Below are 14,780 nucleotides of genomic sequence, written 5' to 3' on the forward strand. Positions count from 1 at the left end.
CATGGGGTGCCGCGCGAGGCGGTTCGAGCGTGGCGGACCGGTCGACCACAAACGGCGACCCCGCACCGGGCCCCACGGACAGGCGCGTACGGGCTACTGCGGCTCCGTCTGCGGGCTGCTGCAGCTCCCGGGACCCGGCCAGGCACCCGGCCCTCCGCCCACGGAGACAGACCCCTCGACGCCAAGGCGTTCCACGCAACCCTGTTCGAGCAAGGCGGACCGGTCGACCACAAACGGCGAGCCCGCACGGGCCCCACGGACAGGCGCGTACGGGCTACTGCGGCTCCGTCTGAGGGCTGCTGCAGCTCCCGGGACCCGGCCAGGCACCCGGCCCTCCGCCCGCAGAGACGGGCCCTCGACGCCAAGGCGTTCCGCGCAAGGCTGTTCGAGCATGGCGAACCGGGCGACCACAGGACGAGCCCGCACCGGGCCCCACGGCGCAGGCCGGGTGTCCGACACGGGCCGCCACCTCGGGCATCGCCACCTCGGTCAGGCGTGTACGGGCTGCTACGGTCGCCGCAAAGCATGACGTTCGAGGCGAATGGGGCAGGTGGCGACTGTGGCGAGGAGCAGCTCCGGATTCGTGTTCGGGCTCACCGTGGCCGCCCTGGCCACCGTCGCCTTCCTCGGCTACCGGGCCTCCGTGACCGCACCGGCCGGCTTCGGCAAGCCGCAGGCGAGCGCCTCACCCACCGCGGCCGTCCCGGGAGCGCCCGGCGCCCAGCGCAACCCCGGCCTGCCGCCCGCCGCGTCCGGTGCCGGGGAACGCGTCGTCTACTCGGTGGGCTCCGACCGGGTCTGGCTGGTCGACGCGCGCAACCAGGTCCTGCGCAGCTTCACGGTCGCCCCGGGCAATGTCGACCCGGCGCCCGGCGTCTACGGGGTCACCTCCCGCTCGAACTCCGCGATCGGCACCGACGGGACCGCCATCGAGCACGTCGTGCGTTTCACCAGCGTGGAAGGCGTCCCCGTCGGCTTCAGTGCGGCGGTCAGAAGCACGCCGGCGGCACCCGACCCGACCGTACGCACGGGCGGGATCCGCGAGTCCCGCAAGGACGGCGCCGCCCTGTGGGAGTTCGCCACGATCGGCGCACAGGTGGCCGTGATCCCCTGAGCGGCTCGGCTACGCGGCTTCCCGGTGCCGCGCCGGCGGCCCGGACACCTCGGGGTCCGGCAGTCGCGGCGGGGTCGAGACCGCGTCCGCCGCGGCGCACGACGCCAGTAGTTCGCGCATGGACACACCGGCTACGACGGCGTACGGCTTCTGCGGCTGCGCGTTGCTCTCGGTGGCCGGCATGGACGCCTCCTGAGGACCCGGGGGCAGGCGTAGTTAGGTAGACCTAACTACGAACTGGGTACCATGTGACCACGCACTAGACACCGAATGCAATATCTTGCCGACGTCTTGTCGGAACGTTCACGGAATGGTGGGCCTGCCGTACGGCCGTCAGGCGGACAGCACGCTCAGATCCACCGCCGACCACCGCTCGCCCAGGCCGGTCACCGTCATGTGCCGGACTTCATCCGTCGCGTCGCCCACGGCCCGGTGGATGACGACGTGCAGCCGGTCCTCGGTCAGCTCCTCGACCTTGCCCTCGCCCCACTCCACGACGATCACCGACTCGGGCAGCGAGACGTCGAGGTCGAGGTCCTCCATCTCGTCGAGCCCGCCGCCCAGGCGGTACGCGTCGACGTGCACGAGCGGCGGACCGTCGCCCAGCGACGGATGCACACGGGCGATCACGAAGGTCGGCGAGGTGACCGCGCCCCGCACGCCGAGCCCTTCACCCAGCCCGCGGGTGAGCGTCGTCTTGCCCGCGCCGAGTTCCCCGTTGAGCATCACGAGGTCGCCGGCACGCAGCAGCTTGGCCAGGCGACGGCCCAGGTCCCGCATCTGCTCGGGGGCGGTGACGGTGATCTCCACAGAAGGCATGGCGGACGACACGGAGGCCTCGGTCTCAGCCGGGTTGTGCGGTGCTGCGGGTGCTTCCATAGCCCCCCACGGTAGCTCCTGCCGGCACGGCACCCGCACGGGTGAGCAGGTCGGCCAGCCGGTCGGTGACCACCTCGGGGTGCTCCAGCATCACCAGGTGCCCGGCGTCCGGGACCAGCACCAGTTCGGCGTCCGGCAGCAGGTCGGCGATCGCCTCGCTGTGCTCGCTGGGCGTGACGAGATCGCCGATCCCGGCCAGCACCAGCACCGGCAGGTCGGCGAAGTGCACCAGCGCCTCGGTCTTGTCGTGCTCCGTAAACGCCGGGTAGAACTCGGCGACCACGTCGATCGGCGTGCCCTCGATCATCCGCTCGGCGAACCGTGCGACGGCCGGGTCGACGTCCCGGGAGGCGAACGAGTATCGCTTGATGATCCCGGCGAACAGATCGGCGGTCGCCCGCCGCCCCTTCTCCACCAGCGCGGCCTGCTGCCCCAGCGCCTTCAGCACGCCGGGGAGCACCCGCCGCACCGCGTTGACGCCCGCGACCGGCAGCCCGAAGTTGACCTCGCCGAGCCGCCCGGACGACGTACCGACGAAGGCGACGGCGACCACCCGGTCACGGATCAGCTCGGGATACTGGTCGGCCAGCGCCATCACGGTCATGCCGCCCATGGAGTGCCCGACCAGCACGATCGGCCCGTCCGGCGCGGCGGCGTCGATGACGGCCTTCAGATCGCGCCCCAGCTGGTCGATGCTGATCGGCACGCCGTCCTGCACCTGCTGCACGCCCCGCCCGGACCGCCCGTGGCTGCGCTGGTCCCAGTGCACGGTCCGTACGACACCGCGCAGGGCCGCACGCTGGAAGTGCCAGGAGTCCTGGTTGAGGCAGTAGCCGTGGCTGAAGACGACGGTGACGGGAGCGGGCGCCTTACGGCCGAACAGCCGGCGGCGGCGCTGCCCCAGCGCGGGCACGGCGTCCGGGTCGACGTCGTCGACCTCGTAGTACAGCTCGGTGCCGTCGTCGGCCGTGGCCTTGCCGGGCGTGCCGCGCAGCGCCCCGTACGGTCCGGTCGAGTCGAGCGCGAGCCGCGCCTTCTTCCGCATCCCGCGGCCCACGGTGAGCCGCTCTATGGCGACTCCGGCCGCCGCGCCCGCGGCGACCACGCCTATCGCGGCGCCCGCGATGCCGGTCGCCCTGCGCCAGTTCCCGGCCGCCCCCGTGGCGGAGGCGACGGCCGCGACGGCTGCGACGGCCTCCGCACTGCTCTCGCTCACGTACCGCTCCTCTTCGCCGGATCATCACTGCTGTTCGCTGGGTCGGGTGATGCAGGTGTTGCTTGTGTTACTCGTGTTGCCTGTTGATACCGCTGTCGATCGACTGCCCGATGTCGCCCGGCTTACGGGTGTTGCTTCTCTGCCGGTCTGTGGACGGTCGGGCCTCTGTGCGGTTACCCGCTTTGTTCTTCATTCACATAGACGCGGGGAACGCGCGTTCCGATCCGCGTGACGATCTCGTACGCGATGGTGCCCGCGGCCTGCGCCCAGTCCTCGGCGGTGGGCTCGCCGCGGTCGCCGGGCCCGAACAGCACCGCTTCCGTCCCGACCGGGGGCTCGTCCCCGCCGAGATCGACGACGAACTGGTCCATGGCGACCCGCCCGGCGACGGTTCGCCACTTGCCGCCGACCAGCACCGGGCCGGTCCCGGAGGCGTGCCGCGGAACGCCGTCGGCGTACCCGACGGGCACGAGTCCGAGGGTCGTCGCGCCGGGGGTGACGTAGTGATGCCCGTAACTGACGCCGTGACCCCCCGGAACGTGCTTCACGAGCGCGATGGAGGCCGACAGTGTCATCACCGGACGCAGCCCGAAGTCGGCGGGGCTGCCCAACTCGGGGCTCGGCGAGATGCCGTAGAGGGCGATCCCGGTCCGCACCAGGTCGAAGTGGGCCTCGGGAAGGGTGAGGGTGGCGGGCGAGTTGGCGATGTGCCGCACCTCGGGGCGTACGCCCCGGCCCTCGGCGTGGGCGAGCATCTCGCGGAAGCGGGTGAGCTGGAGGTCGATGGAGGGGTGGCCGGGTTCGTCGGCGCACGCGAAGTGCGACCAGAGTCCGGTGATGCGGACGGTCCCCTCGGCCTCGGCGCGCAGGGCGGCTTTGACCAGTTCGGCCCAGTCCTCCCCCGGCTGACAGCCGCCCCGCCCCAGCCCGGTGTCGGCCTTGAGCTGTACGCGCGCGGGGATGCCCGCCGCCCGGGCGGCCGCGGTGACCTCGTCCAGGGCCCACATTCCGCTCACCGACACGTCGATGTCGGCCTCGACGGCCTCCCGCCAGGGCCCGCCCGGCGTCCACAGCCAGCACATGATGCGTCCGGGCAGCCCGGCGGCCCGCAGTGCGAGCGCCTCCTCGGGCGTGGCGGTCCCCAGCCATGCGGCCCCCGCCGCGACGGCGGCCCGGGCGCACGGCACGGCCCCGTGGCCGTACGCGTCGGACTTGACCACGGCCATGAGGGCAGCGCCCGGCGCGAGGGCGCGCAGGGTCCGCACGTTGGCGCGCAGGGCGGCCAGGTCGATCTCGGCGCGGGCGCGCAGGGGCGCGGTCGGGGCAGCTGCTGTCTCAGTCATGGCGCCCCCAGTGTCTCAGAGGGGTCGGACACCCCCCGAGGCACCGGCCCCGTCCAAGCCGCCTACTTCCCGGGCCGGTGTCCCCACACATACACACGGTCGCCCTTCTTCAGCACCCGCCACAGCTTCCGGGCGTCGTCCAGCCGCAGGTTGATGCACCCCCAGGAGCCGAGGGTGGTGTAAATGCTGTCGTGGACGCCGTGGAAGGCCTGCCCGCCGCTGAAGAACTGCGCATAGGGCATGGGCGCGTCGTAGAGCGTCGACCAGTGGTTCTTGTGCTTCCAGTAGATCTTGTGCCACCCGGTCCGGGTGGCGTGCCCGACCCGCCCGCTGCGCATCGGGACGGGCCCGTAGACCACGTCACTGCCCTTCTGCACCCAGGTCACCTGCCGGTCGAGATCGACGCACGCGACCCGGTGCTTGCGCACGGGGCACTTGTGCTTCGCGTTCGGATCGTCCTTGGCGGAGATGAGCTGCATGGTGGCCCAGGTGGCGGGCCCGGCGAACCCGATCGCGGGCTTGATCCCGTGCTGCTCCTGAAAGTCCCGGACGGCCTTGCAGTCGGCGGCCGACTGCTTCCCGTCCGCCTTCAGCTTCAGCCACTTCTCGACCGCCCGCTGATAGGGCCCGGTCCGCCGGCTGCACTTCACCTTCCCGACGACGTCCTGGTGCGGCACGACCTCGACGAGGTCCCCGTCCGCTACGGCGTCCTCGTCGTCGGCGGGCCGGTGAACCGAGGTCGCCCTCGGATCCGGGCGCGGGGGCGCGGCGGAGGCCGAAAGGGCGCCGACAGGCAGGACCGTGACGGCGGCGAGCACGACCGCGACACCCTGGCAGGCGATATGCACAAAATGTCTATTGATCATGCAATCAGAGAAACGCGCAGGGCCGGCAGGCCGGGAGCGGCGCGCGGCGGGTTCACCCTTTCCGACGAGCGCCGCCCGGGGCGACGGCTCACACCTCCCGGCCTAGGCTGGGAACGGAGGTGGTGGAGATGCTGGCAGACACACCACTCAACGCCGTCATCCCGGCGACCGACATCGAAAGGGCCAAGCACTTCTACGGCGACACGCTCGGCCTCAAGCTCATCGACGACCGGCAGGACACCGCGCTCTTCGAGTCCGGCGGTGCCCGGTTCGTGCTCTACACGACACCGAGCGGCGGCCAGGCCGCCCACACCCTGGCCGGCTGGGTCGTCGGCGACCTCGACGCGGAGATGACGGAACTGCGCGGCCGCGGCGTGACCTTCGAGGAGTACGACCTGCCGGGCCTGAAGACGGTGAACGGCGTGGCGGAGGGCGCCGGCATGCGCGGCGCCTGGTTCAAGGACAGCGAGGGGAACATCCTCAGCGTGGTGGAGGACCTGCGGTAGGGCTTGCTGAAGAACGGCCGACCACCTGCCGACGGTCGGTCAGTTCCGCACGTCCCGCCACGCCCCCGGAATGGCCTCGGCCACGTCGTGCGCCCCGGCCGGCGCTCCGTCGGCTGCGAACCGCCCGGCCAGCCCGTGCAGATACGCCGCCGCGCTCCCCGCGTCCAGCGCGGACAGGCCGGACGCCAGCAGCGACCCGGCGAGCCCGGAGAGCACGTCCCCGCTGCCCGCGGTGGCGAGCCACGGCGTCCCGGTCGCATTGACCCGCACGACGCGGCCCCCCGAGTCGGCGACGAGCGTGGTGGACCCCTTGAGCAGCACGGTCGCCCCGTACCGCGAGGCGAGTTCGCGCGCCGAGGCCAGCCGTGCCCCCTCGACCTCCTCCCGCGCCACACCGAGCAGCGCGGCGGCCTCCCCGGCGTGCGGGGTCATCAACGTCGGGGCGCTACGAGCCCGTACGGCATCCCGTTCGGCAAGCCGCAGCCCGTCCGCGTCGACGAGCACGGGCACGTCCGCTTCCAGCACCTCGGCCACGGTCGCGGCGTCGTCCCCCGCGCCGGGCCCGACCACCCATGCCTGCACCCGCCCGGCCTTCGCCGGCCCCTGATCCGATACGAGGGTCTCCGGGAACCGCGAGACGACGGCGTCCCCGGCGGGCCCGACGTACCGCACGGCTCCCGCACCGCCCCTCAGCGCCCCGGACACGGCGAGGACAGCGGCGCCGGGATAGCGCGCGGACCCGGCGGCGATCCCCACCACCCCCCGCCGGTACTTGTCACTCTCGGCGCCCGGCACCGGCAGAAGCCGCGCCACGTCCGCGTGCTGCAGGGCCTCCAGCTCCGGCTCGGCGGGCAGCACCTCCCCGAGCCCGATGTCCACGAGCCGTACCGACCCTGCGTACTCCCGCGCGGGATCGATCAGCAGCCCGGGCTTGTGCGTCCCGAACGTGACGGTGAGATCGGCCCGGATGGCGGCACCGCGCACCTCCCCGGTATCGGCGTCGACACCGCTCGGCAGATCGACGGCGACGACGGCGGCACCGGATTCTTCGACGCACGCGGCCAACTGCGCGGCCTCGGGCCGAAGTCCGCCCGTCCCGCCGATCCCGACGATCCCGTCCACGACGAGATCGGCCCGAAGAATCGCCTCTTCTACGGCACCGACCCCGGCGGAGGCGGCAGCGCCGGCGCCCGCCCCGCTGCCTACGATCCGCCCTCCGGCGCGCAGCAGGGCGGCAAGTCCACCGGGATGGGCCCGCTCGGGTGCGAGCAGCACGGCCACGACCGCGGCCCCCCGCCGGGCCAGCCGCGCCCCGGCATACAACGCGTCACCTCCGTTGTCGCCGCTCCCGACGAGCAGCACGACCCGGCTGGCGTAGACCCGCCCGATCAGATCGGCGCAAGCGGCGGCGAGCCCGGCAGCCGCCCGCTGCATCAACGCCCCCTCGGGGAGCCGCGCCATGAGCTCCCGCTCCGCTGCCCTTACCGTCTCCACGCTGTACGCAGTACGCATGGGGTCGAGTCTGCCCTCAGCCCTCGGCGATCACCACCGCCGACGCCACCCCGGCGTCGTGACTCAGCGACACATGCCAGGACCGCACCCCCAGCTCGGCCGCCCGCGCCGCCACCGTGCCCCTCACCCGCACCCGGGGCTGCCCGCTGTCCTCGACGAACACCTCGGCATCCGTCCACAGCAGCCCGGCCGGCGCACCGAGAGCCTTGGCCAGCGCTTCCTTGGCGGCGAACCGGGCGGCGAGCGAGGCCACACCCCGACGCTCCCCGCTGGCCAGCAGCAACTCGCTCTCCAGGAACAGCCGTTCCGCCATCCCAGGCGTCCGCTTGAGCGACGCCTCGAACCGCTCGATCTCGGCCACGTCGATACCGACCCCGATGATGCTCATTCGGGCACTCTATTCGCCGGGAACCTCCGGGTCCTCGGCGAACAGGTCCTCGGCCGCTCGACCGTGCGGGATCGCTCCAGCCGGCCCGCTCACTCCACCGTCACCGACTTCGCGAGGTTGCGCGGCTGGTCCACCTCGTTGCCGCGAGCCGTCGCAAGTTCACACGCGAAGACCTGCAATGGCACCGTGGCCACCAGCGGCTGCAGCAGTGTCGGCGTCGCGGGGATCCGTACGAGATGGTCGGCGTACGGCACGACGGCCTCGTCCCCCTCCTCCGCGATCACGATCGTCCGCGCTCCCCGCGCCCGGATCTCCTGGATGTTGGACACGATCTTGTCGTGGAGAACGGACCGCCCCCGAGGCGAGGGCACAACGACGACCACCGGCAGATCGGGCTCGATCAAGGCGATCGGACCGTGCTTCAACTCCCCCGCCGCAAACCCCTCCGCATGCATGTAGGCGAGCTCCTTCAGCTTCAGAGCCCCCTCCAGCGCCACCGGATACCCCACATGCCGCCCCAGGAACAGCACCGTGTTCTTGTCGGCGAGCGACCTGGCCAACTCCCGTACCGGCTCCATGGTCTCCAGCACACGCTCGACCTCACCGGAGATGTGCGACAGGTCCCGGATGACGGCCCCGATCTCGTCGCCCCACTTGGTCCCCCGCACCTGCCCCAGATACAGAGCAACCAGATAACAGGCCACAAGCTGCGTCAAAAACGCCTTGGTGGACGCGACGGCCACCTCCGGCCCCGCATGCGTGTACAGCACCGCATCCGATTCCCTCGGAATCGTCGACCCGTTGGTGTTGCAGATGGCCAGCACCTTGGAGCCCTGCTCCCGCGCATGCCGCAGCGCCATCAGCGTGTCCATGGTCTCGCCGGACTGGGAAATCGCGATCACGAGCGACCGCGCGCCAAGAATCGGATCCCGATACCGGAACTCACTCGCAAGCTCCACCTCACACGGAATCCGTGTCCAGTGCTCGATGGCGTACTTGGCGATGAGTCCGGCATGAAAAGCCGTACCGCACGCCACGATCACCACCTTGTCGACTTCCCGCAGCTCGGCGGCGCTGATCCGGAGCTCGTCCAGCGTCAGCGAACCCCCCGCGTCGATGCGCCCCAGCAACGTGTCGGCGACCGCCTTGGGCTGCTCGGCGATCTCCTTGAGCATGAAGTAGTCGTAGCCGCCCTTTTCCGCGGCGGAGGCGTCCCAGTCGACGTGGTACGAGCGCACGTCGGCCGGGCGGCCGTCGAACCCCGTCACCGTCACCCCGTCGCGCCGCAGCTCGACGACCTGGTCCTGGCCCAGCTCGATGGCCGACCTGGTGTGGTCGATGAACGCGGCGACATCGGAGGCCAGGAACGTCTCGCCCTCCCCCACGCCCACCACGAGCGGTGAGTTCCGCCGCGCCCCGACCACCACGTCCGGCTCGTCCGCATGCACCGCGACCAGCGTGAACGCCCCTTCCAGGCGCCGGCACACCAGCCGCATCGCCTCGGCGAGGTCCGCGCAGGCCGAGAACTCCTCGGCGAGCAGATGCGCCACCACCTCGGTGTCCGTCTCGGAGGCGAGGTCGTGGCCCCGCTCCTCCAACTCGGCCCGCAGCAGGGCGAAGTTCTCGATGATCCCGTTGTGGACGACGGCAACCCGCCCCGCGTTGTCGAGGTGAGGATGCGCATTCGGATCCGTGGGCCCGCCATGCGTGGCCCACCGCGTGTGCCCGATCCCCGTCGAGCCCGTCGGCAGCGGCCGGTCCACCAGCTCCTTCTCCAGGTTCACCAGCTTCCCGGCCTTCTTCGCGGCCGCCAGCCCGCCGTCCGCCAGCACGGCGACACCGGCCGAGTCGTACCCCCGGTACTCCAGCCGCTTCAGCCCGGCCATCACGACATCGAGCGCCGACTGCGACCCCACGTATCCCACGATTCCGCACATGCGCCGCAGCCTACGATCCGACGGCCGCCGAAACCGCCCTCCGCTTGCCCGAATTCGGAAATTTTCCACCGCGGCGTGAAGGCCTACGGCGATCCAGCCGAAGCGAAACCTTGTGCGATTTGGCGTGTACATGCCCGCCTTGGTGCTGCAGGTGCTGCAGATGCTGCTCACCACGGCGGTGCGCAGCCCCGCGTACGGCAGCGGCATGGCCGGTGCGTATGGGCGGCTCGCGGCCTGGCACCGACTGATTCCAGCAGCATCTCGACTGCACGTGAAGACGCCCCCAAGCGCTTGATCACGGAACAACGTGACCGACCCCACCCCCCACCCCGTTCAAACTCCGTTAACAATGGACTGTGATCTCTCCGGTCTCCTCGACGCCCCGGAGCGCCCACCGGCCCAGGCCGGAGGCGACTCCCTACGTCGACCTCACCCGATCCGAGTGGAGCGCGCTGCGTGAGAAGACGCCGCTCCCCCTCACCGCCGAGGAGGTCGAGAAGCTGCGCGGCCTCGGTGACGTCATCGACCTCGACGAGGTGCGGGACATCTACCTCCCGCTGTCCCGGCTCCTCAACCTCTACGTCGGAGCCACCGACGGCCTCAGAGGCGCCCTGAACACCTTCCTCGGCGAACAGGGCAGCCAGTCCGGTACGCCCTTCGTCATAGGGGTCGCCGGCTCCGTGGCCGGCGGCAAGTCGACCGTCGCCCGCCTCCTCCAGGCCCTGCTCTCCCGCTGGCCCGAGCACCCCCGGGTCGAGCGCGTCACGACCGACGGCTTCCTGCTTCCCACCAGGGAGCTCCAGGCCCGCGGCCTCATGTCGCGGAAGGGTTTCCCCGAGTCCTACGACCGCCGCGCCCTGACCCGCTTCGTCGCCGACATCAAGGCGGGCAAGGACGAGGTGACGGCCCCCGTCTACTCCCACCTCATCTACGACATCGTCCCCGACCAGCGGCTCACGGTCCGCCGCCCGGACATCCTGATCGTCGAGGGCCTCAACGTCCTACAGCCCGCCCTCCCCGGCAAGGACGGCCGTACCCGCGTCGGTCTCGCCGACTTCTTCGACTTCAGCGTGTACATCGACGCCAGCCCCGAGGACGTCGAACGCTGGTATCTCAACCGGTTCAAGAAGCTGCGTCAGACGGCCTTCCAGGACCCGCACTCGTACTTCCGCAAGTACACGCAGGTGTCCGAGGAGGAGGCCCTCGAATACGCCCGCACCCAGTGGCGCACCATCAACAAGCCCAACCTGGTGGAGAACATCGCCCCGACCCGCGGCCGGGCCACCCTGGTCGTCCGCAAGGGCCCGGACCACAAGGTCCAGCGGCTGCGGCTGCGCAAGCTGTAGACCCTCCTGTTAAAAAGGACCATGCTGCACCTGCGCCTGATCACGCCGTCCGACAGGACCGGCGACGTGGTCCGCCTGATAGAGAAGACTGTCGGCACCACGCATCTCGTCGTGCTGCCGGGAGCCGCCCGCAACCCCGCAGGCGATGTCGTGATGTGCGACGTCGCACGCGAGGCGGGCGACGAACTCATCGGCGAACTCAGGGCGTTGGAGCTCGACCGCACCGGATCCATCGCCGTGGAGAACATCGACCTGTCGCTGTCCAGGCGAGCCGACAAGGCCGAGGCGGAGGCACCCGGCGAAGGCGCGGACGCGGTCCTCTGGGAGCACCTCACCGACGCTACGCACGAGGAGTCCACGCTCTCCATCACCTACGTCGCCTTCATCACGCTCGCCACGATGATCGCGGCCTGCGGTGTCGTCCTCGACAACGCCATCCTGATCGTGGGCGCGATGGCGGTGGGCCCGGAGTTCGGCCCGCTGGCGGGTATCTGCACGGCGCTGGTGCAACGCCATCCGCGTCTCGCCCTGCGGTCAGTGATCGCGCTGCTCGTCGGCTTCGCCGTCGCCATGCTGGTGACGGTCGGCTTCACCTACTTCATGGACGGCGTCGACCTGTTCACCAAGGTCCGGCTGGAAGCCGAACGCCCCAACACCAACTTCATCTACCGCCCCGACGCGTTCTCGTTCGTCGTCGCGGTGCTGGCCGGAGCCGCGGGCACCCTCTCCCTCACCTCGGCGAAGTCCGGCGCCCTGGTGGGCGTGGCCATCTCGGTGACCACGGTCCCGGCCGCCGCGAACGCGGCAGTGGCCTTCGCCTACGACGAGTACAGACAGGCCTGGGGCTCCACCGAGCAGCTCCTGCTGAACCTGCTCGGCATCGTCCTGGCCGGCACCCTCACACTCCTGGCCCAGAAATGGCTCTGGGCCAGGCAGCGTGAACGCACGGCCAAGGCGGGCGGCGTCTAGGAGCGGGTTTCGCAGTCCGCGGCGACGCTGTCGCCGGGGTCGGCGAACACCACGTCGGAGCCGCCGTCACAGCTCACCGTGTCGACGGCGGGCGAGTCGCCGCTCACTCCGATCGTGTCGTTGCCGCTGCCGGTCGCCACGGTGTCGGAGCCCGTACCGGCGTCGACGAGGGTGGGCAGCGAGACGCTCGTCCCGTCGAAGCTGTCGTCCAGGTCACCCAGTCCGATCGAGAGCCGCGAGGTGCCGGCGACGCTGCCGCAGTCGACGCTGGTGGCGGTCAGCCGAACGCAACCCGGTCCCAGCGCGATGCCCGTGGAGTCCGTGAGGATCACACGACCGGTGGAGGTACTGGCCGTGACATGGTTCGCCACGCCCGAACGTGCGCTGAGCACCACCATGCCGAAGAGACGGAGCGCGGTGGAGCCGGGGGTCGCGGCCGCGGCCGGGGTGGCGAACGCGGGAACGGCGAGACTCACGGCCAGGACCGGAACGGCCATTCGCTTCAGGGTGCTGCTGACTGTCTTCATGCTGTTTCTCACTTCCGTCGGGGGCACGCCACGCATGGCGGCCTCGACGTCAGTGAAACAATCAGTAACCCATTCGGCACATTGTGTTACGACCTTCGAGTGACGCGGGTCGGCTCTAACCCAGCGCCGACTTCACCACGTCGGCAAGCCGCCCGGCCACGGCCCGGGCCTGGTCGATGTCGGCGGCCTCGACCATCACCCGCACCAGGGGCTCGGTCCCCGACGGTCGCAGCAGCACCCGCCCGGTGGACCCGAGTTCCCGCTCGGCCTCGGCGACGGCAGCCGCCAGCTCCGCGGAGGTCTTCACCCGTGTCCGGTCCACGTCCGGCACATTGATCAGCACCTGCGGCAGTCGCTCCATGACTCCGGCGAGGTCCTTGAGCGTACGGCCGGTCTCGGCGACCCGGGCCGCCAGCAGCAGCCCGGTCAGCGTGCCGTCACCGGTGGTCGCGTGATCGAGGATGATCACATGCCCGGACTGCTCGCCGCCGAGCGCGTACCCGTGCTCCTTCATCTCCTCCAGCACATACCGGTCCCCGACCGCCGTCTGGACCAGATGCAGCCCCTCCCGCTCCAGCGCCAGCTTGAAGCCCAGGTTGGACATGACCGTGGCGACGACGGTGTCCTCCCGCAGTACGCCCCGCTCCCGCATCGCGAGCGCCAGCACGGCCAGGATCTGGTCGCCGTCGACCTCCGCACCGGTGTGGTCCACGGCGAGGCACCGGTCCGCGTCCCCGTCGTGCGCGATGCCGAGCGCGGCCCCGTGCTCGACGACGGCGGCCTTCAGCAGGCCCAGATGGGTCGAGCCGCAGCCGTCGTTGATGTTGAGCCCGTCCGGCTCGGCGCCGATCGTGATCACCTCGGCACCGGCTCGCGAGAACGCCTCCGGCGACACCCCCGCCGCGGCACCGTGCGCCTCGTCGAGGACGATCTTCAGCCGGTCGAGCCGGTTCGGGAGCACGCCGATGAGATGCGCGACGTACTGGTCGAAGCCCTCGTCGTACGACCGCACCCGCCCCACGCCCGCTCCGGTCGGCCGCTCCCAGGGCTCGCCGTGCCGGTGGGACTCGTACACGGCCTCGATCTTGTCCTCGAGCTCGTCGGCGAGCTTGTGGCCGCCGCGGGCGAAGAACTTGATGCCGTTGTCGGGCATGGCGTTGTGGCTGGCGGAGAGCATGACGCCCAGGTCGGCGCCGAGGGCGCCCGTGAGATACGCCACAGCGGGAGTGGGCAGCACGCCGACGCGCAGGACGTCCACGCCGGCGCTGGCGAGGCCGGCGACCACGGCGGCCTCCAGGAACTCTCCGGACGCGCGCGGGTCCCGTCCGACGACCGCCGTCGCCCGGTGGCCCTCGAAGGTGCCCGCCTCGGCCAGTACGTGCGCCGCGGCCACGGAGAGGCCGAGCGCCATCTCCGCCGTCAGGTCCGCGTTGGCGACGCCGCGCACGCCGTCCGTGCCGAAGAGTCGTCCCACTTGTCCTCCTGAGGAAGCGTCAGTTGTCGCAGGCGTACCGGCAGCCCATCACACAAGCCTTCGAGGGTCTTGTGCCGTTATACGCCCCCGACAGTGATAAACGAACGCCCCGACAGCACTGAGGCGTGCCGCCGGGGCGTACGTACGAGCAGGCAGCGAAGCTTAGCGCTTGCTGTACTGCGGGGCCTTGCGGGCCTTCTTCAGACCGGCCTTCTTGCGCTCGACCGCACGGTCGTCGCGGCGCAGGAAGCCGGCCTTCTTGAGCGGGCCGCGGTTGTTGTCGACGTCGGCCTCGTTCAGCGCGCGGGCGACACCGAGACGGAGCGCACCGGCCTGACCGGAGACACCGCCACCCGCGATGCGGGCGATGACGTCGTAACGGCCCTCGAGCTCGAGCACCTTGAAGGGCTCGTTGACTTCCTGCTGGTGCACCTTGTTCGGGAAGTAGTCCTCGAGGGTGCGACCGTTGATCTTCCACTTGCCGGTGCCCGGGACGATCCGGACGCGGGCGATGGCGTTCTTGCGACGGCCCAGGCCGGCGGCCGGCTGGGGCTCGCCGAAGCGGGACGCGAGGGACTCCGAGGTGTACTCGCCCTCGACGGGGACCTCGGACTCGGTGGTGTAGCTGTCGATGTCGACGAGCTCAGTCTCTTCGACCGGCTGCTCAACGGTGGTCTCGGCCACGATTCTCCTCAGATTCTCT

16 protein-coding genes are annotated in these 14,780 nt (G+C 71.0%); 5 read left to right on the forward strand and 11 right to left on the reverse strand.

Annotation, left to right across the window (positions count from 1 at the left end):
* The first annotated feature begins 559 nt into the window (after positions 1 to 559).
* Positions 560 to 1,114, forward strand: a complete 555-nt coding sequence (locus ABD355_RS33410; RefSeq protein ID WP_344404643.1) for a hypothetical protein — start codon at positions 560 to 562, stop codon at positions 1,112 to 1,114.
* Positions 1,115 to 1,123: 9 nt separating this feature from the next.
* Here ABD355_RS33410 and ABD355_RS33415 read toward each other — a convergent pair whose 3' ends face one another.
* The 5 genes from ABD355_RS33415 to ABD355_RS33435 all read right to left on the reverse strand — a co-directional run bounded on the left by ABD355_RS33415 (position 1,124) and on the right by ABD355_RS33435 (position 5,418).
* The gene (locus tag ABD355_RS33415; protein ID WP_266959048.1) at positions 1,124 to 1,297 is read right to left on the reverse strand and encodes a hypothetical protein; all 174 of its coding nucleotides are present in this window, start codon (positions 1,295 to 1,297) and stop codon (positions 1,124 to 1,126) included.
* 150 nt (positions 1,298 to 1,447) lie between these two features.
* Positions 1,448 to 1,993, reverse strand: a complete 546-nt coding sequence (gene tsaE / locus ABD355_RS33420) for a tRNA (adenosine(37)-N6)-threonylcarbamoyltransferase complex ATPase subunit type 1 TsaE (RefSeq protein ID WP_344404645.1) — start codon at positions 1,991 to 1,993, stop codon at positions 1,448 to 1,450.
* Positions 1,959 to 3,209: an alpha/beta fold hydrolase gene (locus ABD355_RS33425; protein WP_344404647.1), complete on the reverse strand. Its 1,251-nt coding sequence runs from the start codon at positions 3,207 to 3,209 to the stop codon at positions 1,959 to 1,961. The genes tsaE and ABD355_RS33425 overlap by 35 nt, the downstream gene beginning before the upstream one ends.
* A gap of 173 nt (positions 3,210 to 3,382) precedes the next feature.
* On the reverse strand, positions 3,383 to 4,552 hold the full coding sequence (gene alr / locus ABD355_RS33430) for an alanine racemase (protein ID WP_344404648.1): 1,170 nt from the start codon (positions 4,550 to 4,552) through the stop codon (positions 3,383 to 3,385).
* Positions 4,553 to 4,614: 62 nt separating this feature from the next.
* On the reverse strand, positions 4,615 to 5,418 hold the full coding sequence (locus ABD355_RS33435) for a L,D-transpeptidase family protein (RefSeq protein ID WP_344404649.1): 804 nt from the start codon (positions 5,416 to 5,418) through the stop codon (positions 4,615 to 4,617).
* A gap of 128 nt (positions 5,419 to 5,546) precedes the next feature.
* Between ABD355_RS33435 and ABD355_RS33440 the strand changes: the two genes are divergently transcribed.
* Entirely contained in the window at positions 5,547 to 5,924 is a 378-nt protein-coding gene (locus tag ABD355_RS33440) for a VOC family protein (RefSeq protein WP_344404651.1), read from the forward strand.
* A gap of 39 nt (positions 5,925 to 5,963) precedes the next feature.
* Here the strand turns inward: ABD355_RS33440 and ABD355_RS33445 are convergent, their stop codons facing one another.
* The 3 genes from ABD355_RS33445 to glmS form a co-directional block, all read right to left on the reverse strand.
* A complete protein-coding gene (locus tag ABD355_RS33445) occupies positions 5,964 to 7,436 on the reverse strand; it encodes an NAD(P)H-hydrate dehydratase (protein WP_344404653.1) in 1,473 nt (490 codons plus the stop codon).
* Positions 7,437 to 7,452: 16 nt separating this feature from the next.
* Entirely contained in the window at positions 7,453 to 7,824 is a 372-nt protein-coding gene (locus ABD355_RS33450) for a holo-ACP synthase (protein ID WP_344404654.1), read from the reverse strand.
* Between the two features lie 89 nt (positions 7,825 to 7,913).
* Complete coding sequence (glmS, locus tag ABD355_RS33455; protein WP_344404655.1) at positions 7,914 to 9,761, reverse strand: glutamine--fructose-6-phosphate transaminase (isomerizing); 1,848 nt, start codon at positions 9,759 to 9,761, stop codon at positions 7,914 to 7,916.
* Between the two features lie 130 nt (positions 9,762 to 9,891).
* On the opposite strand from glmS, the gene ABD355_RS33460 reads away from it, so the two are divergent.
* From ABD355_RS33460 to ABD355_RS33470, 3 genes are all read left to right on the forward strand, one after another.
* Positions 9,892 to 10,056 (forward strand): DUF6183 family protein, encoded by a 165-nt coding sequence (locus tag ABD355_RS33460; RefSeq protein WP_344404656.1) that lies wholly within the window; start codon positions 9,892 to 9,894, stop codon positions 10,054 to 10,056.
* A gap of 61 nt (positions 10,057 to 10,117) precedes the next feature.
* Complete coding sequence (gene coaA / locus ABD355_RS33465; protein WP_344404657.1) at positions 10,118 to 11,107, forward strand: type I pantothenate kinase; 990 nt, start codon at positions 10,118 to 10,120, stop codon at positions 11,105 to 11,107.
* Positions 11,108 to 11,128: 21 nt separating this feature from the next.
* Positions 11,129 to 12,076 carry a DUF389 domain-containing protein gene (locus ABD355_RS33470; protein ID WP_344404658.1) on the forward strand — a complete coding sequence of 316 codons (948 nt, stop codon included), beginning with the start codon at positions 11,129 to 11,131 and terminating at the stop codon, positions 12,074 to 12,076.
* Here ABD355_RS33470 and ABD355_RS33475 read toward each other — a convergent pair.
* The 3 genes from ABD355_RS33475 to rpsI form a co-directional block, all read right to left on the reverse strand.
* The gene (locus ABD355_RS33475; protein WP_344404659.1) at positions 12,073 to 12,573 is read right to left on the reverse strand and encodes a hypothetical protein; all 501 of its coding nucleotides are present in this window, start codon (positions 12,571 to 12,573) and stop codon (positions 12,073 to 12,075) included. The genes ABD355_RS33470 and ABD355_RS33475 overlap by 4 nt on opposite strands.
* Positions 12,574 to 12,718: 145 nt before the next feature.
* Positions 12,719 to 14,077: a phosphoglucosamine mutase gene (glmM, locus tag ABD355_RS33480; protein ID WP_344404660.1), complete on the reverse strand. Its 1,359-nt coding sequence runs from the start codon at positions 14,075 to 14,077 to the stop codon at positions 12,719 to 12,721.
* A gap of 162 nt (positions 14,078 to 14,239) precedes the next feature.
* The gene (rpsI, locus tag ABD355_RS33485) at positions 14,240 to 14,761 is read right to left on the reverse strand and encodes a 30S ribosomal protein S9 (RefSeq protein ID WP_115906438.1); all 522 of its coding nucleotides are present in this window, start codon (positions 14,759 to 14,761) and stop codon (positions 14,240 to 14,242) included.
* Positions 14,762 to 14,780: the final 19 nt, after the last annotated feature.

The organism is Streptomyces longisporus (assembly GCF_039532765.1).
Taxonomy (GTDB): Bacteria; Actinomycetota; Actinomycetes; order Streptomycetales; family Streptomycetaceae; genus Streptomyces; species Streptomyces longisporus.